Genomic DNA, 17645 nt, shown 5'->3' on the forward strand with positions numbered 1-17645 from the left:
TGGAACTCTAGCCTCCGGGCAATGTCAGGGCGGCTCGACGCGCAGCAGCTCGCGGAAGAGGACCTCCGCCACGTCGCGGAACAGCTCACCGGACGCGAGCAGCCCGCCGCAGTGGTGCGGCTCCCGCGCCAGCGTGAGCGCCACGGCCTTGCCCAGCACCGCGTCCCAGAAGGGCTCCGAGTCGGGGGGCAGGAGGAACTCGCGGATGACGGCCTTCGGCCACGGCAGCACGGTGGTGGGGTCCGCGTCGCTCAGGCTGGTGAAGCAGTCCAGGTCCACGTCCAGCAGCACGGCGGACGCGGCCTCCAGCACGTCGCGCACCGCGTCCGTGGGGCCGGGGTGCAGGTACGCCTCCGCCGCGCGGTCCACGGTCGTCACCGACACGATGCGGTGCGAGCGGCCCCGCGTGTCCACGTACGTGTCCCCTGCGAAGGAGCCCCGGGGCCGGGTGCGCGCGATGATCAGCGCGTCGCCCACGAGGTTCGCCTCCATCGCCGCGACGATGTGGTCGTAGTTGCGCACGTCCAGGCGCCACCGCGCGTGCTCGTCCAGCGCGCGCAGGCCGGCGGAGCGGTCCGGCATGTCGCCGGGGCGCTCAGGCACGACGATGTCCAGGTGCCGGTCCAGCGTGACGAGCAGGGCAGGGAGCCCCGCGTCGCCCAGGGCACAGGCCCACGCGGGCAGCGCGAGCCGGTGCGGGTCGAACACGTAGGCATCCGTCGGGCCCCGGCCACCACCCAGCCCCAGCCGCACCACGCCCGCGAGGCGCAGGTGGCGCAGGGCGTCGTCATCTTTCGAATTCATGCGGGAGGAAATCCCCTCCAGGCTCCGTCGTTGGAGACGTGTCCCATCTTGCCGCGAAAGGAGCCCCGTCCCTCGGGGTTCAATCACGCATGCGTCCACTCGTCACCGTCGCGCTGCTCCTCCTGGGGATGCCGGTCCTGGCCCAGGAGCCTTCGTCCTTCCTCCGCCAGTACGCCGAGACAGGCCGCTTCATGAACGGGCGCCCGGTCGGCGCACGCATCACGCCGGACGAGAAGTCCGTCCTCTTCCTGCGCACGTCCCCCACGTCCAACGTGCGGATGCTCTACGCGTTCGACGTGGCCAGCGGTCAGACGCGCGAGCTGCTCACGCCGGAGGCCCTCCTCAAGGGCGGGGAGGAGACGCTGTCTCCGGAAGAGAAGGCCCGCCGTGAGCGCATGCGCATGAGCGCCCGGGGCTTCACGTCCTACAGCCTGTCCGAGGACGGCAAGCGCCTCCTGGTGCCGCTCTCCGGCCGCCTCTACGTGGTGGACCTCGCGACGGGAAAATCCACGGAGGTGAAGACGGGCTCCGGCGTCATCGACCCGCGCCTCTCCCCGGACGGCAAGCAGGTCGCGTACGTGCGTGAGCATGACGTGTACCGGGTGGACCTGGCCGCCAACCAGGAGAAGCGCGTCACGCAGGGCGGCACGGCGGACAAGACACACGGCCTGGCGGAGTTCGTCGCGCAGGAGGAGATGGGCCGCTTCTCCGGCTACTGGTGGAGCCCGGACGCGAAGTTCATTGCCTACGCGGAGTCCGACACCTCCGGCGTGGAGAAGCTCACCGTCGTGGACGTGATGCACCCGGAGCAGCCCGGTGCGTCCTTCCCCTATCCGCGCGCGGGCAAGGCGAACGCGAAGGTGCGCCTGGGCATCACGCCCGTCACCGGAGGCAAGACCGTGTGGGCGCAGTGGGACGCGCGGAAGTATCCGTATCTGGCCACGGTGAAGTGGGACAAGGGCGGGCCGCTGACGTTGCTCGTGCAGAACCGGCACCAGACGGAGGAGCAGTTGCTCGCGGTGGATCCGGCGACGGGCAGGACGCGCGTGCTCCTCACGGAGCGGGACGCGGCGTGGATCGACCTGCACCAGGAGTTCCCACTGTGGCTGGAGGATGGCTCCGGCTTCCTCTGGTACACCGACCGCAACGGCGCCTCGGAGGTGGAGCTGCGCAAGGCGAACGGCGAGCTGGACCGCTCCGTGGTGAAGCCGGGCGCCGGCTTCCGGGCCCTCTCGCGCTACGTGGAGAAGGACCAGACGCTGTACTTCACCGGCGACCCGAACCCCACGGAGAGCCACCTGTGGCGCGTGAAGCTCGGTGGTACGCCGGAGAAGGTGGCCACCAGCACCCCCGGCCCCTCCGTGGAGGGTGGCAGCGTTTCCAAGAGCGGTGGCCTCGTCGTCCTCAACACGCAGGGTCCCAAGAGCATGCTGCGCACCGTCGTGCTCAAGAGCGACGGCACGAAGCTGGGCGAGCTGCCGGAAGTGGCGCAGGAGCCGTCCTTCACGCCGAACTTCGAGGTCCGCCAGGTGGGCGCGCGGAAGTTCTGGACCTCGCTCGTGAAGCCGCGTGACTTCAAGCCGGGCCAGAAGCTGCCCGTCATCGTGGACATCTACGGCGGCCCCATCACCACGGTGGTGCACCAGTCCATGTCCATGCACCTGCTCGACCAGTGGATGGCGGACCAGGGCTTCCTGGTGGTGAAGGTGGACGGCCGCGGTACGCCGCTGCGCACCGCGGAGTGGAACCGCGCGGTGAAGTACGACTTCGCCACCATCACGCTGGATGATCAGATTGAAGCCGTGCAGGCGCTGGCGAAGGAAGTGCCGGAGCTGGACCTGGGCCGCGTGGGCATCACCGGCTGGAGCTTCGGCGGTTACATGGCCGCCTTGGCCGTGATGAAGCGCCCGGACTTCTTCAAGGCCGGGGTCGCGGGAGCGCTGGTGACGGACTGGCGCGACTACGACACGCACGCGACCGAGCGGTGCCTGGGGCTGCCGGAAGAAAACCCCCAGGCCTACGACGTCAGCAACCTGCTGACGTACGCGAAGAAGGAGGGGCCCATCGGGGCGCTGCTGGTCATCCACGGCACCGCGGACGACAACGTCTACTTCTTCCACGCGCTGAAGCTGTCGGATGCCCTCTTCCGCGCGGGCAAGCCGCACCAGCTGCTGCCCCTGGCCGGCTTCACGCACATGGTGGCGGACCCCATCGTCACACAGCGTCAGTACGAGCGCGTCATCGCCCACTTCCAGCAGAACCTGAAGTAGCGGGAGGCCCCGGGGGCTGCGGGGGCTTCGTCCGCTTCCGGTGGGAATCCGATGGACGGCTGGACGTTGAGGGGGCCGCGCGGCGGCCGGAGTGTAGGCTTGCCCGCACCTTCCCGCGAAAGGAGCCCCGCCCCGCGCGGGGATTCAGCTACGCATGCGTCAGGTCCTTACCGCCGCCGCGCTTCTCCTCATGAGCAGCGCCCCCTCCATCGCCCAGGAGCGCAAACCCTCCGCCATGGCCCCTTCGCAAAAGCAGCCGGACACCTTCCTGCGTCAGTACGCCGAGACGCGCCGCTTCCAGAGCGGCCGCCCGGTGGGCACGCGCATCACCCCGGACGAGAAGTCCGTCCTCTTCCTGCGCACGTCCCCCACCTCCAACGTGCAGATGCTCTACGCGTTCGACGTGGCCAACGGCCAGTCGCGTGAGCTGCTCACCCCTGAATCCCTGCTCAAGGGTGGGGAGGAGACGCTGTCTCCGGAAGAGAAGGCCCGCCGCGAGCGCATGCGCGTGAGCGCCCGGGGCTTCACGTCCTACAACCTCTCCGAGGACGGCAACCAGCTGCTGGTGCCGCTCTCCGGCCGCCTCTACGTGGTGGACCGCGCCACGGGGAAGTCCACGGAGCTGAAGACGGGCGCTGGCGTCATCGACCCGCGCCTGTCTCCGGACGGCAAGCAGGTCGCGTACGTGCGTGAGCACGACGTGTACCGGGTGGACCTGGCCGCCAACCAGGAGAAGCGCGTCACGCAGGGCGGCACCGCGCAGAAGACGCACGGCCTGGCGGAGTTCGTGGCGCAGGAGGAGATGAGCCGCTTCTCCGGCTACTGGTGGAGCCCGGACTCGAAGTCCATCGCCTACACGGAGTCCGACACGTCCGACGTGGAGAAGCTCACCATCGTGGACGTGATGCACCCGGAGAAGGGCGGGGAGATCTTCCCGTACCCGCGTCCCGGCAAGGCGAACGCGAAGGTGCGCCTGGGCATCACGCCCGTCACCGGCGGCAAGACGGTGTGGGCGCAGTGGGACGCGCAGAAGTACCCGTACCTGGCCACGGTGAAGTGGGACAAGGGCGGGCCGCTGACCCTCGTGGTGCAGAACCGGCTCCAGACGGAGGAGCAGGTGCTCGCGGTGGACCCGGCCTCGGGCAAGACGCGCGTCCTGCTCACGGAGAAGGACGACGCCTGGGTGGAGCTGGCGCAGGACTACCCGCTGTGGCTGGAGGATGGCTCCGGCTTCCTCTGGTACACCGAGCGCAACGGCGGCCCGGAAGTGGAGCTGCGCAAGGCCAACGGCGAGCTGGACCGCTCCGTCGTGAAGCCGGACGCGGGCTACCGCAACCTCGCGCGCTTCGTGCAGGCGGACAAGACGCTGTTCTTCACCGGCGACCCGAACCCCACGGAGAGCCACCTGTGGCGCGTGAAGGCCGGCGGCGCTCCGGAGAAGGTGGCCACCGGCACCAGCGGCCCGGCCGTGGAGGGCGGGCTCGTCTCCAAGAACGGCGGCCTCATCGTCCTCAACACGCAGGGCCCCAAGGCCATGCCGCGCACGGTGGTCCTCAAGGGCGACGGCACGAAGCTGGGCGAGCTGCCGGAGGTGGCGCAGGAGCCGTCCTTCACGCCGAACTTCGAGGTCCGCCAGGTGGGCCCGAAGAAGTTCTGGACCTCGCTGGTGAAGCCGCGCGACTTCAAGCCCGGCCAGAAGCTGCCCGTCATCGTGGAGGTCTACGCGGGCCCCACCGTCACCGTGGTGCACCAGTCCATGGCCGCGCACCTGCTCAGCCAGTGGTTCGCGGACCACGGCTTCCTCGTGGTGAAGGTGGACGGCCGCGGCACGCCGCTGCGCACCGCCGAGTGGAACCGCGCGGTGAAGCACGACTTCGCCACCGTCACGCTGGATGACCAGATTGAAGCGGTGCAGGCGCTGGCCAAGGAAGTGCCGGAGATGGACCTGAGCCGCGTGGGCATCACCGGCTGGAGCTTCGGTGGCTACATGGCCGCGCTGGCCGCGCTGAAGCGCCCGGACTTCTTCAAGGCCGCGGTGTCCGGCGCCCCGGTGGTGGACTGGCGCGACTACGACACGCACTACACCGAGCGTTACCTGGGCCTGCCCGAGGAGTCGCCCAAGGCCTACGAGGTCAGCAGCCTGCTGACGTACGCGAAGAAGGACAGCCCCATCGGCGCGCTGCTGCTCATCCACGGCACCGCGGACGACAACGTCTACTTCTTCCACACGCTGAAGCTGTCGGACGCGCTCTTCCGCGCGGGCAAGCCGCACCAGCTCTTGCCCCTGTCCGGCCTCACGCACATGGTGCCGGACCCGGTCGTCACCGAGCGCCAGTACGAGCGCGTCATCGCCCACTTCGAGCAGACCCTGAAGAAGTAGGGCGGCACCCCAGCCCCTGAAAAGGCAGAGGCCCGGTTCCCTTTCGGGGCCGGGCCTCTGTTGCTTCAACCAGTCCGTGAGGAATGGCTGAGACGCGTCACTTCACGCCGCGCGGACGTTCTGCGCCTGCAGGCCCTTCGGGCCCTTGGTGACTTCGAACTCCACCTTCTGGCCCTCGGCCAGCGTGCGGAACCCATCCATGTTGATGGCGGTGTGGTGGCAGAACACGTCCTCGCCGCCGCCGTCCTGGGTGATGAAGCCGAAGCCCTTCGCGTCGTTGAACCACTTCACGGTACCAGTTGCCATTGCGCTTCCTTGCGTTTGCAGGGCTGCCGTGGGGAAGGCCGCCCGTTCTGCCCGACGACCGGGGAGACAGACCTATTTGTAGTGAAAGGGCCGACTGGAAGTCCAGCCGGCCCACCGGGAATGCCCGTCTTCCACCCCCGCACCGCCATGTGCGGGGGAGTAAGTCAGATGTCGAGCAGCAGGCGCTCGGGGTCCTCGATGCACTCCTTCACGCGCACGAGGAACTGCACCGCCTCGCGACCGTCCACAAGGCGATGATCGTACGTGAGGGCGATGTACATGATGGGCCGGATGACCACCTGGCCGTCGCGGGCCACGGGGCGCTCCACGATGTTGTGCATGCCCAGGATGCCCGTCTGCGGCGGGTTCAGGATGGGCGTGGACAGCATGGAGCCGAAGATGCCGCCGTTCGTGATGGTGAACGTGCCGCCCGTGAGGTCCGCCATCGTGAGCTTGTCGTTGCGCGCCCGGCCGCCGTAGTCACCGACCGTCTTCTCCAGGTCCGCGAGCGACAGCTTGTCCGCGTCACGCACCACCGGCACCACCAGGCCACGGCTGCCGCTCACGGCCACGCCGATGTCGTAGTAGTGCTTGAAGATGACGTCCTCGCCGTCGATCTCCGCGTTGATCTGCGGGAACGCCTTGAGGGCCTCCACGGACGCGCGGATGAAGAAGCTCATGAACCCGAGCTTCACCCCGTGCTTCGCCTGGAACTTGTCGTTGTACTTCTTGCGCAGCGCCATCACCTCGCCCATGTCCACCTCGTTGAAGGTGGTGAGCAGGGCGGCGTTGGACTGGGCCTGGAGCAGGCGCTCGGCGACGCGCTTGCGCAGCGGCGTCATGCGCACGCGCTCCTCGCGCGCGGCGTTGGGACGCGGGCCGGACGGCGCGGTGGGGGCCGGAGGCGCGGAAGGGGTGGCGGCGGGGCGGTTCAACTGACCCTGCACGTCCTCCTTCATGATGCGGCCGCCGGTGCCGGAGCCCTTCAGCTGGCCCACGTCCACCCGGTTCTCCTCCGCCATCTTCTTCGCGGTGGGGGTGATGCGCGCGTCGCTTCCGGCCTGGGCGGCGGCGGACGCCACCGGCGCCGCGGCCTGGGCGGGCGCGGGCGTGGCGGCGGCAGCGGCGGGCGAGGAGGCAGCGGCGCCAGCACCGGCCTCGATGGTGCCCAGCACGTCGCCCACGCGGACCTTGTCGCCCTCCTTGAAGGCGATGGACGCGATGCTGCCCGCGGCGGGGGAGGGCACGTCGATGGTGACCTTGTCGGTCTCCAGCACGACGAGCGGCTCGTCCGCGGAGACAGACTCACCCTGCTTCTTGTTCCACTTGCCGACGACGGCCTCGGTGATGGATTCGCCGAGCGGGGGGACTTTCAGTTCAACGGCCATTCTGGGGTCCTCGGAGGATGGCTTCTTCGATGATGAGCTGCTGCTCGTAGTCGTGAGTCTTCGTGAAACCGGTGGCGGGGCTGGCGGCCTCGGCGCGCCCGATGTAGCCCAGCTTCACCGTCTGCTGCGCGCGGTGCGACAGGAGGTCGTGCAGGCGCGGGAACATGAAGTGCCACCCGCCCGCGTTGCGCGGCTCCTCCTGCACCCAGTACAGCTCCTGGAGCGCCGGCAGCTTCGCCACCAGGTTCGCCAGCTCGTCCTGCGGGAACGGGTAGAGCTGCTCCACGCGCACGATGGCGATGGAGTCGTCCTTGCGCTCGTCCCGGGCCTTGGCCAGGTCGTAGTACACCTTGCCGCTGCACAAGAGCAGCCGCTTCACCTTCGCGGCGTCCGCCTTCGCGTCCGGAATCACTTCCTGGAACGCGCCCGTGGCCAGGTCGTCCATGCGGCTGGTGGCCTCCGGACGGCGCAGGAGGCTCTTGGGCGACATGATGACCAGCGGCTTGCGCACCGGGCGCAGCACCTGGCGGCGCAAGAGGTGGAAGATCTGCGCGGGCGTCGTGGGGTAGCAGACCTGGAGGTTGTCCTCGGCGCACAGGTCCAGGAAGCGCTCCAGGCGCGCGCTGGAGTGCTCCGGGCCCTGACCCTCGTAGCCGTGCGGCAGCAGCAGCGTGATGCCGGACAGCCGGCGCCACTTGCTCTCCGCCGCGGCGATGAACTGGTCGATGATGATCTGCGCGCCGTTGGCGAAGTCACCGAACTGGGCTTCCCAGGCGGTGAGGCCGTCCGGCACGTCCAGGCTGTAGCCGTAGTCGAAGCCCAGCACGCCCATCTCCGACAGCGGGCTGTTCCAGACGTTGAACGTCGCCTTGCCCGTGGCGAACTGGCGCAGCGGCGTGAACTCCTCGCCCGTCTGCGTGTCGTGCAGCACCGCGTGGCGGTGGCTGAAGGTGCCGCGCTCGCTGTCCTGGCCGGACAGGCGGATGGTGTAGCCCTCCGACAGGAGCGTGGCGTACGCCAGCGACTCGCCCTCGCTCCACTGGAGCTCCTCGCTCTCCAGCATGCCCTGGCGCTTCTTGAGCACCGTGCGCTCCACGTCGCGGTGGACGTTGAAGCCCTCCGGCGCCGTGGCCAGCTTCTGGAGCGCGTCGCGCAGCGTGGCCTTGGCCACCGCCGTGGGCACCTGGGGCGCGTTCTTCAGCAGGCCGCCCTTGTAGGGCTTCCACAGGCCCTCCAGCGCGTTGGGCTCCTTGAACTGGCTCTCCTGGCGGGCGCGGGTGAGCGCCGCGTCGAAGTCCTGGAAGCAGCGCTGCTTGAGCGCGTCCGACTCCTCCGTGGTGATGCGGCCGGCCTCCGCCAGCGCCTTCGCGTACAGCGCGCGCACCGGTGGGTGCTTGCGGATGAGGTCGTACATCGCCGGCTGGGTGAAGGACGGGTCGTCGCCCTCGTTGTGGCCGTAGCGGCGGTAGCAGATGAGGTCGATGACCACGTCGCTCTTGAACGTCTGGCGGTACTCCGCCGCCAGCCGCGCCGCGTGCACGCACGCCTCCGGGTCATCCCCGTTCACGTGGAACACCGGGATGTCCAGCATCTGCGCGATGGCGGTGGAGTAGATGCTGGAGCGCGAGTCCGACGGGTCGGTGGTGAAGCCCACCTGGTTGTTGATGACGATGTGGACCGTGCCGCCCGTCGTGTAGCCCTTGAGGCCGGAGAAGTTGAGCGTCTCCGACGTGATGCCCTGGCCGATGAAGGCCGCGTCGCCGTGGATGAGCAGCGGCACCACGCCGGTGCGCTCCGCGTCCCCGCCGCGGTCCTGCTTGGCGCGCACGCGGCCCTCCACCACGGGGCCCACGCACTCCAGGTGGCTGGGGTTGAAGGCCAGCGACAGGTGCACCTTCGTGCCGGCGCGCGTGGTGTGGTCCGACGAGAAACCCATGTGGTACTTCACGTCGCCGCGGCCCAGGTACGCCTTGGGGTCCTTGGGGCCGTCGAACTCGCTGAAGATCTGATCCGGCTTCTTGCCCAGGATGTTGGTCAGCACGTTGAGGCGGCCGCGGTGGGCCATGCCGATGACCAGCTCCTTCAGGCCCATGCCGCTGCCCACTTCCAAGAGCGCGTCCAGCATGGGGATGAGGGCCTCGCCGCCGTCCAGGCTGAAGCGCTTGGCGCCCACGTACTTCGTGTGCAGGAAGTTCTCGAAGCCCTCCGCGTACGACAGCTTCGTGAGGATGTGGCGCTGGTCCTCCACGGAGAACGGCGTGCGGTTGTCGCTGTGCTCCATGCGCTTCATGAGCCAGCGGCGACGCTCGCTGTCGAGCATCTGCATGAACTCCACACCGATGTGGTCGGAGTACGTGCGGCGCAGGCGCGTGACGAGGTCCGAAAGGCGCACGCGCTGCTGCGGGAAGACGTTGTTGCACTCCACCGCCTGCTCCAGCTCCTTCGCGGAGAAGTGGTTCTCATCCATCAGCGCCACGTCCGCCACGTGCCCCAGCTGCGGGCGCGGGCGGTCCAGCGGATCCAGCTTCGCGCGCAGGTGGCCGCGCAGCCGGAAGGCGGTGATGGCCTGGTCCACCTTCGACTGCAGGCCGATGTCCTGCGCCGGAGCGGCGGCAGCCTGCGGAGCGGCGGCCGGGGCCTGCGCGGCCACGCCGTTCGCCTTGCCCTTGCCCTTACCCTCCGGTGCGGCGGGTGTCGGGGCCTCCAGAAGCTTCGTGTTGAAGATGGGGCGGCCCGTGCCGTCGTTGCGCTCGAACACCTCGCGCCAGCTCGCGTCCACGCTGCCCGGATCCTCGAGGAAGCGCGCGTAGAGCCCCTCGATGAAGTCGATGTTTCCACCCGAGAGGAAACTGTCCTGGAAATTCGCCATGGCGGGGGTCTTTTACTGGATGGGGGACGTGTTGGGGGGTTTTCGCCTCAGGTTTGTTGAACCGCGTCACGCCCGGCTGCCTGTCTTCGCTCAAGAGAGCAGCTGGAGTCATCCTCCAAGTGAGCGGAGCTTCACCGAGCGCCGGATTCCCTGGCATGCTGAACAGACGTACATCCGGGGCCGCGGGAGAAGGGACGGCGGGGGCCTCCCTCCAACGTTCAGGAGTGGTAAGCACACGCCCCCTCTTCCCTCCCCAATCGAGAACGTACCGACATGCTCCTCCAGGGCAAGAAGCTGCTCATCACCGGCGTGCTCACCCCGCAGTCGTTGGCCTTTGGCGTCGCGGAGCACGCGATCGCGCAGGGCGCCGAGGTCATCCTCACCGGCTTTGGCCGGGCCAAGTCCCTCACGGAGCGCAGCGCGAAGCGGCTCAAGCCCGGCACGGAGGTGCTGGAGCTGGACGTGACGAACCCGGCGCACTTTCCGGCGCTGACGGAGGCGCTGCGCCAGAAGTGGGGCCGCGTGGACGGCGTGCTGCACGCCATCGCGTTCGCGCCCGAGGACGCCCTGGGCGGCAACTTCCTCAACACCCCCTGGGAGAGCGTGCAGACGGCATTCCGCATCTCCGCCTTCTCCGTGAAGGAGCTGGCGGTGGCGTGCGCGCCGCTGATGACGAACGGCGGCTCCATCGTGGCGCTGGACTTCGACAACCGGCAGGCGTGGCCCATCTACGACTGGATGGGCGTGTGCAAGGCGGCCATGGAGGCCACCGTGCGCTACCTGGCGCGCGACCTGGGCCCCAAGGGCATCCGCGTGAACGCGCTGGCCGCGGGCCCCCTGGCCACCGTCGCCGCCAAGGGCATCCCGGGCTTCAAGGCACTGGCGCAGTACTGGGGCAAGCAGGCTCCGCTGGGCTGGAGCGACAAGGACAGCCACGACCACGTGGCCAAGACGGCCTGTGCCCTGCTGTCGGATTGGCTGTCGTCCACCACGGGCGAGATGATTCACGTGGACGGCGGCTACCACGCGGTGGGCGCACCGCCGGTGGAGACGGTGGAGACACCCGCAGAAGGGGTCCAGGCGAACCCCACGCCCAAGGACGGCTGACGCCATCCAACCTTGTCGGAAAGTCCCGACAATCACCTGCCAGGCTTGCCGGCGGACGGAGGCCCCCCGCTTCCGCCCGTCGAAGCGCTCACGGTAGGATCAATCATGCAGCGCAGGACATCTCCGCACGCCGCGGAGCCTGTGCGAGGAGCCGTGGCACAGTGAGCACCAATGTCTTGCTGGTGGACGACAGCCCCACCGTCCGCAACATCCTCAAGATCTACCTGATGAACCTCAAGGTCAGCATCGTCGAGGCGGAGGACGCGCAGCGCGCGCTGCAGCTCTTGCGGCTGGTGCCGGTGAGCGTGGTGATCGCGGACATCAACATGCCGGTGATGGATGGCATCACCTTCGTGAAGGAGGTCCGCGCGAGCGCGCAGGCGCAGGTGAAGAAGGTGCCGGTCATCCTGCTGACCGCGGAGAAGGGCAACGACCTTCGCCAGCGCGGCTCGGAAGCCGGGGCCAACGCCTTCATCCAGAAGCCGGTGTCCCACGACGAGCTGACCAAGACGGTCCGTCAGTTCCTGACCGGGGGCTGAACGCCGTGAGCCTGCCGACGCTGCTGCTGGTGGATGACAGCGACGCCATCCTGGCGCTGGAGCGGGCCATCCTCTCCGGCCACTACACCATCCACACGGCCAGCAATGGCCGTGAGGCGCTGGACAAGGTGGGGCGGCTGCATCCGGCGGCGGTGCTCCTGGACCTGTCCATGCCGGAGATGGACGGGGACGAGGTGCTCCAGCGGATGAAGGCGGACGCGGGCACGGCGGACATCCCGGTCATCATCATCTCCTCGGAGAAGCAGCGCGCGGAGGCGTGCCTGGGCTTCGGCGCGGAGGCGTTCCTGCCCAAGCCCTTCCGCGCGGACGAGCTGCTCGCGCGCGTGGGTGAAGCGCTGGAGAACGCGCGCAGGCGCTCGCGCTCCGGGGCCATGCTGGTGCTGCGGCTCAACGTGGGCGAGCGCGAGTTCGCCGTGCCGCTGGACTCCGTGAAGGAGGTCCTGCTGCAGCCGCTGACGCGGCCTTTGCCCACCGGCCCGTCGTACCTGCGCGAGTACGTGGAGCTGCGCGGCCAGGCGGTGTGCGTGCTGGACGTGGCGCTGCGGCTGGGCGTGGAGCACCGGGTGCCCCTGCCGGAGCGGATGCTGGTGGTCATTGAAGCGGAGGGCGTGCAGCTGGCGCTCACCGTGGACACGGTGAAGGACCCGGAGGAGTTCCAGGCGGGCGACATCGACCGGCGGGAGAAGGTGGGCGGCGCCGAGCACGGCCTGTTGCAGGAAGGGCTCGTGGGCATGCTGCGCACCGGCGGCCGGGCGCTGCCCATCCTGGATCCGAAGGTCTTCATCGCGCGGGGACTCCTGCGCGACCTGCCCGCGCTGCTCGCGCCGGTGGAGGAAGAGCGGAGCGCATGAGTGCGGGGCTCGACCCGAGGCTTCTGGCCCGTGCCCGGGAAGTGGTGGCGGACACCACCGGCTTCCGGGACGACGCCATCGCCCAGGAGGCGGTGGAGCGCGTGCTGCGCGCGGAGCTGGCCCGGGGCCGCGTGTCCACGGAGGTCCTGAGCGAATTGCAGCAGCTGGGCTCTCCCTTGGCCTACACGCTGGTGCGCGCGGTGCTGGTGGGGGAGACGTACTTCTTCCGCCAGCCGGAGCACTTCCGCTACATCACGCAGGAGGGCATCCCATCCGCGCTGCGCCACGGCGCCCTGCACCTGCGCGGCTGGAGCGCGGGCTGCGCCACCGGCGAGGAGGCCTACTCGCTGGCCGCGTGCCTGCTGGCGTGCGCGCCCCCGGGGATGCCGGTGGAAGTCGTGGGCACGGACCTGCACGAGGCCAGCCTGGAGGCCGCGCGGCGCGGCACTTACGGCGCGTGGTCCCGGCGCGAGTCCGCCCCCGCGCTGCACCCCGTCTACGAGCTGCTCAACGGGCGTCAGGTCTCCATCCTCCCGGAGGTGCGCAAGGTGACGCGCTTCGCTCCGGCGAACCTGCTGGCGCCGCTGCCGGAGCGCTTCGGGCACTTCGACTTCATCCTCTGCCGCAACGTGCTCACGTACTTCTCTCCGTCCGCGCGCGACGCGGCCATCGTCCACCTGGCGCGGGCGCTGACGCCGGGAGGGCTGCTGTTCCTGGGCACGGTGGAGGTGGACCGCACGCCGCCGGGGCTCACGCGCGAGGGGCCTCCGGAGCTGCAGGCCTTCCGCAAGCCCCGCCTGGAGGAGCGCCCCTTCGCGCAGCTGCCCGTGGCGCCGCCGGTGGTCGCGCCGCGCATGTCGCCCGCGCCCCGGCGGCTGTCCGCGCCCGTTCCGGCCGCCCCCGCGCCGCCTCCGTCCCCTCCGCCCTCGCCCGCGAGGCTGCACCTGCAGGCGCTGGAGCGGATTGAAGAGGGCAACGTGGCCGGCGCGACGGCGGTGCTGGAGCTGCTGGTGAAGCAGGCGCCGGACTACCTGCCGGGCCTGCTGGAGCTGGCGCTCCTGCGTGAGCGCGCGGGCGCCCGGGACGCGGCCTTCCCGCTGATGCGCGCGCTGCGCACGCGGGCGGGGCAGCTGCCGCCGGACGCATTGGTGGATGGACCGGAGGCGCTGCCCGCGCGCTTCTATCTGGCGTCCGCTGACGCCTACCTGAATCTGGGGGCGCTGGAATGAAGGGGACGCCGTTGGTGGTGGACGAGGCCCTGGAGTCGGAGACGCGGGATCTGCTCGCGCGCCGGGCCGCGCGCCTGCGCGAGCAGGGCGAGTCCACCGTGGAGGAGGCGGTCCACTGGATCGCCGAGTTCCCGCTGGGCGAGGAGCGCTACGCGCTGCCGCTGGAGTCGCTGCGCGCGGCGCTGCCCCTGCGCATGGTGACGCCGGTGCCGCTGTCCGCGCCCGCGGTGATTGGCGTGCTGCGCTTCCAGGGGCAGGTGCTGTCCGCGCTGAGCCTGGCGTCGCTGCTGGGCGGTCACGGGTGGCGGCAGGACCCGGCCGTGCTGCTGGTGGTGGACCGGGGCGACGGCGAGCTGTGCGCGCTCGACTGCGAGGCCATCCCGCGCCCCACCACGCTGCCGCTCGCGTCCGTGGAGGCCGCGCGCGCCCGGGCGGAGGGGCCGGTGGTGGAGGTCTTCACCCAGGACCGGCAGCTCATCCACCTCATCGACCCGCGGCGCCTGTTCCTCCGCTCCGACGTGGGAGTGCGACATGCCCGTTGATCCGATGCTGCAGCCGCTGGTCGCGGGCTTCGCCGTGGAGGCCCAGGAGGTCATCCAGAAGGTCACCATGGACCTGCTGGAGCTGGAGCGCGAGGGGCTGGAGAACGACGCGCTCGCGAAAATCTACACGCGGCTGGGCCGGCACCTGCACACGCTGAAGGGCAGCGCCGCGTCGCTGGGCCTCCAGGACCTGGGCGACATCGCGCACAAGCTGGAGGACGCGCTGGCGCCGCTCAAGGCGCACACGCAGAAGATGCCGCGCCCGGTGGTGGACGTGCTGCTGCACGGGCTGGACCTCTTCATGCTGCGCGCCCAGGCGCACGCGGACGGCCGGGGGGACTACCTGCCGGACCCCGCCGCCGCGCTGGCCCAGTTGGTCGCCTCCGCGCCGCCGCCGGAGGAGTCCGCCGTGCTGCCGGGCGGAGGCTTCGCGCAGGCCACGCCCGCCGAGCCTGGCGCTCCGGCCGCGAGTGCTCCGGCGGTCAGTGCCCCGGCCAGTGCCCCGTTCAACCCCTTCGCTGAAGCACCCGCCCCGCTGGAGCCCGCGGGCGAGTCCGCGGACGCCGGGTGGCGGGTGAGCGCCAACCAGGTCACGTCGCTGATGCGCGAGGTGGAGCGCCTGCGCGAGGTGCGCCTGCGCGTGGAGGAGCGCAGCCGCGAGCTGGAGCGGGTGTCCACGCTGCTCGCGAAGCAGGGCCTGCTGGCGGAGACCGCGGAGGCGCGCACGCTGCTGTCCGGCACGGGCCGCTCGCTGCGCACCGACGGCGAGGAGACGAGCGACGTCGTGGACGCGCTGGAGGAGGGCCTCAAGGCCATCACCACGCGCCCCACGCGCACCATCCTGGACCCCCTGCAGCGCATGGTGCGCGACCTGTCCCGCCAACTGGGCAAGGAGGCGCGGCTGTCGGTGGTGGGCGCGGAGGTGTCGCTGGACCGGCGCCTGCTGGAGAAGCTCCAGGGCGCGCTCGTGCACATCCTGCGCAACGCCGTGGACCACGGCCTGGAGCTGCCCGCCGAGCGCGAGAAGGCCGGCAAGCACCACGAGGGCGCGCTCACGCTGCGCGTGGAGCAGCAGGGCAACCTGCTGTACCTGGAGGCGAGCGACGACGGGCGCGGCATCGACCTGCACCAGGTGCGCAAGGCCGCGGAGAAGCGCGGGCTCGTGACGGCGGAGGAGGCGGCGCGGCTCAACGACAACCAGGTGCGTGACCTCATCTTCGCGGAGGGCTTCAGCACCCGCTCGGACGTGACGGACACCTCCGGGCGCGGCGTGGGCCTGGACGCGGTGCGCGCCACGGTGGAGGCCCTGCAGGGCCGCATCGAGGTGTCGAGCACGCGCGGGCAGGGCACTCGCTTCGTGCTGACCCTGCCGGTGGACCTGGGCAGCTCGCCGGTGCTGATGGTGCGCGCGCTGGAGCAGTTCGTGGGCCTGCCCATGCTGGCGGTGGAGTCCACGCAGCTGGCGCGCCCGGACATGCTGCGCGTGGGCAAGCGCCGCACGCACCTGGAATACCAGGGGCAGCTGCTGCCGGTGGTGGACCTGGGCGCGCGGCTGGGCCTGCGCGCGTCGTCTCCGCCCGCGGAAGGCCAGCCGCTGCTCATCGTGCAGAGCGGCGGCAAGCGCGTGGCGCTGGGCGTGGACGCGGTGGTGGGGGACCGGGACCTGGTCATCCGCCCGCTGCCGTCGGAGGTGCGCGACGTGGCGGCCTGGCAGGGCGCGGCGACGCTCAGCCGCGGTGAGCTGCTGCTCATCCTCCGGCCGGACTGGGTGGTGTCGGATTCGGAGAAGGTGACGGTGTCGGCGGTGAGCCGGCGGGCGCTGGTGGTGGATGACTCGCTCACCGCGCGCGCGCTGCACCGGGCGATGCTGGAGGCGGGCGGCTTCCAGGTGCACCTGGCGGCCAGCGGGGCGCGGGCGCTGGAGCGGCTGCAGGCGGACACCTACGACGTCGTCATCTGTGACCTGGACATGGAAGAGATGGACGGCATCGAGCTCATCGCGCGGCTTCGCGAGAACAAGGACACGCGCACGCTGCCCGTCATCCTGGTCTCCGCGCACGACACCCAGGTCGCGCGCGACCGGGGCCTGGCGTCCGGGGCGGACGGCTTCCTCAGCAAGCGCGAGTGCGCCGCGGGCCGGCTGCTCGCGGAGGTGTTGGACGTGATGAGCCGCCGTGGGAGCCGCGCTTGAGCTCGAAGAAGTCCATTCGCGTGCTCGTGGTGGATGACTCGCCCACCATGGCCAACACCCTCACCGCGCTCCTCACGGAGGAGCCGCGCATCGAGGTCGTGGGCCGTGCGGGGGATGGCAACCGCGCCGTGCAGCTCGCGCGGCTCCTGCGCCCGGACGTCATCACCATGGACCTGCTGCTGCCCGGCCTGGACGGCCCGGCGGCCATCGCGCACATCATGTCCCAGGCGCCCGCGCGCATCCTGGTGGTGAGCGCGGTGGCGGAGCAGCGCGGCGTGGACCTGGGCTTCCAGGCGATGAGCGCCGGGGCGCTGGAGCTCATCGGCAAGCCCAACGTCACCAACGCGGAGGAGCTGCGCCGCTGGGGCCGGGAGCTGGCCCACTCCGTGTGCCTGATGGCGGAGGTGCCCGTCATCTCCCGCCGCCCGCGCGCGGTGGCGCCGCCGCCGGTGCCCAGCGGGGCGCGGGTGGACGTGTTCGGCCTGGTCGCCTCCACGGGCGGCCCGCCCGCGCTGGCGGAGGTGCTGTCCAAGCTGCCCCGCGACCTGCCGGTGCCCATGCTGGTGGCGCAGCACATCACCGTGGGCTTCACGCAGGGCATGGTGCGCTGGCTGTCCCAGGTGTGCGAGCTGCAGGTGGGCGTGGCGCGCGACGGCGAGCGGCTGGAGCCGGGCCGCGTGTACTTCCCGCTGGACGGGCATGACCTGCTGGTGGACAGCATCGGCCTGGCGCGCCTGCAGCGCAGCACCGGGGGGCCGTGCCCCAACGGGGACGTGCTCCTGAGCTCGCTGGCCATGGCGTACGGCCGCAGGAGCGGCGGCGGCGTCCTCACCGGCATGGGCGAGGACGGCGCGCGGGGCCTCCTGGCCATCCGCCAGGCCGGGGGCGTCACCCTGGCCCAGGACGAGGCGTCCAGCGTCGTCTACGGCATGCCGCGCGCCGCCGTGGAGCTGAAGGCCACCGACGGGGGCACGCCCCTGGCCCTGGTGGCGGACCTCATCCTGCAGAGCTGTCAGCGTCCGCCGTTCCGTCCTGCTCGCGGCCCTGAGGGGGGCGCCCGGTGAGACGGTCTTCGCCAACAAATCGCAGCCGCCTGCGTTGTCCCTGGCGTTGGGTGGCCGACGGTCGGCCGCCCGAGCTCGCCACCC

General features: G+C 70.6%; 13 protein-coding genes. 9 read left to right on the forward strand and 4 right to left on the reverse strand.

The features are described from left to right. Positions 1 to 24 precede the first annotated feature (24 nt). A complete protein-coding gene (locus JYK02_RS39125) occupies positions 25 to 804 on the reverse strand; it encodes a UPF0489 family protein (RefSeq protein ID WP_207058116.1) in 780 nt (259 codons plus the stop codon). Positions 805 to 893: 89 nt separating this feature from the next. Between JYK02_RS39125 and JYK02_RS39130 the strand changes: the two genes are divergently transcribed. Both JYK02_RS39130 and JYK02_RS39135 read left to right on the forward strand, forming a co-directional pair. After that, the gene (locus tag JYK02_RS39130) at positions 894 to 3074 is read left to right on the forward strand and encodes a S9 family peptidase (RefSeq protein WP_207058125.1); all 2181 of its coding nucleotides are present in this window, start codon (positions 894 to 896) and stop codon (positions 3072 to 3074) included. Between the two features lie 154 nt (positions 3075 to 3228). Then, positions 3229 to 5454: a S9 family peptidase gene (locus JYK02_RS39135; RefSeq protein ID WP_207058127.1), complete on the forward strand. Its 2226-nt coding sequence runs from the start codon at positions 3229 to 3231 to the stop codon at positions 5452 to 5454. A gap of 102 nt (positions 5455 to 5556) precedes the next feature. Here the strand turns inward: JYK02_RS39135 and JYK02_RS39140 are convergent, their stop codons facing one another. The 3 genes from JYK02_RS39140 to JYK02_RS39150 form a co-directional block, all read right to left on the reverse strand. Further along, positions 5557 to 5760 (reverse strand): cold-shock protein, encoded by a 204-nt coding sequence (locus JYK02_RS39140; RefSeq protein ID WP_014397260.1) that lies wholly within the window; start codon positions 5758 to 5760, stop codon positions 5557 to 5559. A gap of 164 nt (positions 5761 to 5924) precedes the next feature. Further along, positions 5925 to 7148 carry a 2-oxoglutarate dehydrogenase complex dihydrolipoyllysine-residue succinyltransferase gene (gene odhB / locus JYK02_RS39145; protein WP_207058129.1) on the reverse strand — a complete coding sequence of 408 codons (1224 nt, stop codon included), beginning with the start codon at positions 7146 to 7148 and terminating at the stop codon, positions 5925 to 5927. Next, the gene (locus JYK02_RS39150; protein WP_207058131.1) at positions 7138 to 10017 is read right to left on the reverse strand and encodes a 2-oxoglutarate dehydrogenase E1 component; all 2880 of its coding nucleotides are present in this window, start codon (positions 10015 to 10017) and stop codon (positions 7138 to 7140) included. Before JYK02_RS39150 ends, odhB begins: the two co-directional genes overlap by 11 nt. A gap of 273 nt (positions 10018 to 10290) precedes the next feature. On the opposite strand from JYK02_RS39150, the gene fabI reads away from it, so the two are divergent. From fabI to JYK02_RS39185, 7 genes are all read left to right on the forward strand, one after another. Next, entirely contained in the window at positions 10291 to 11124 is an 834-nt protein-coding gene (gene fabI, locus JYK02_RS39155; protein ID WP_207058133.1) for an enoyl-ACP reductase FabI, read from the forward strand. Positions 11125 to 11285: 161 nt separating this feature from the next. Further along, positions 11286 to 11663 carry a response regulator gene (locus tag JYK02_RS39160; RefSeq protein WP_207058135.1) on the forward strand — a complete coding sequence of 126 codons (378 nt, stop codon included), beginning with the start codon at positions 11286 to 11288 and terminating at the stop codon, positions 11661 to 11663. 5 nt (positions 11664 to 11668) lie between these two features. After that, complete coding sequence (locus tag JYK02_RS39165) at positions 11669 to 12535, forward strand: response regulator (protein WP_207058137.1); 867 nt, start codon at positions 11669 to 11671, stop codon at positions 12533 to 12535. Beyond that, the gene (locus tag JYK02_RS39170; RefSeq protein ID WP_207058139.1) at positions 12532 to 13764 is read left to right on the forward strand and encodes a CheR family methyltransferase; all 1233 of its coding nucleotides are present in this window, start codon (positions 12532 to 12534) and stop codon (positions 13762 to 13764) included. The genes JYK02_RS39165 and JYK02_RS39170 overlap by 4 nt, the downstream gene beginning before the upstream one ends. Further along, positions 13761 to 14306 (forward strand): chemotaxis protein CheW, encoded by a 546-nt coding sequence (locus tag JYK02_RS39175; protein WP_207058141.1) that lies wholly within the window; start codon positions 13761 to 13763, stop codon positions 14304 to 14306. Before JYK02_RS39170 ends, JYK02_RS39175 begins: the two co-directional genes overlap by 4 nt. Then, a complete protein-coding gene (locus JYK02_RS39180; protein ID WP_207058143.1) occupies positions 14296 to 16497 on the forward strand; it encodes a hybrid sensor histidine kinase/response regulator in 2202 nt (733 codons plus the stop codon). The genes JYK02_RS39175 and JYK02_RS39180 overlap by 11 nt, the downstream gene beginning before the upstream one ends. Then, complete coding sequence (locus JYK02_RS39185; protein WP_207058145.1) at positions 16494 to 17561, forward strand: chemotaxis protein CheB; 1068 nt, start codon at positions 16494 to 16496, stop codon at positions 17559 to 17561. Before JYK02_RS39180 ends, JYK02_RS39185 begins: the two co-directional genes overlap by 4 nt. Positions 17562 to 17645 lie beyond the last annotated feature (84 nt).

It is taken from the genome of Corallococcus macrosporus, from assembly GCF_017302985.1.
GTDB lineage: Bacteria > Myxococcota > Myxococcia > Myxococcales > Myxococcaceae > Corallococcus > Corallococcus macrosporus_A.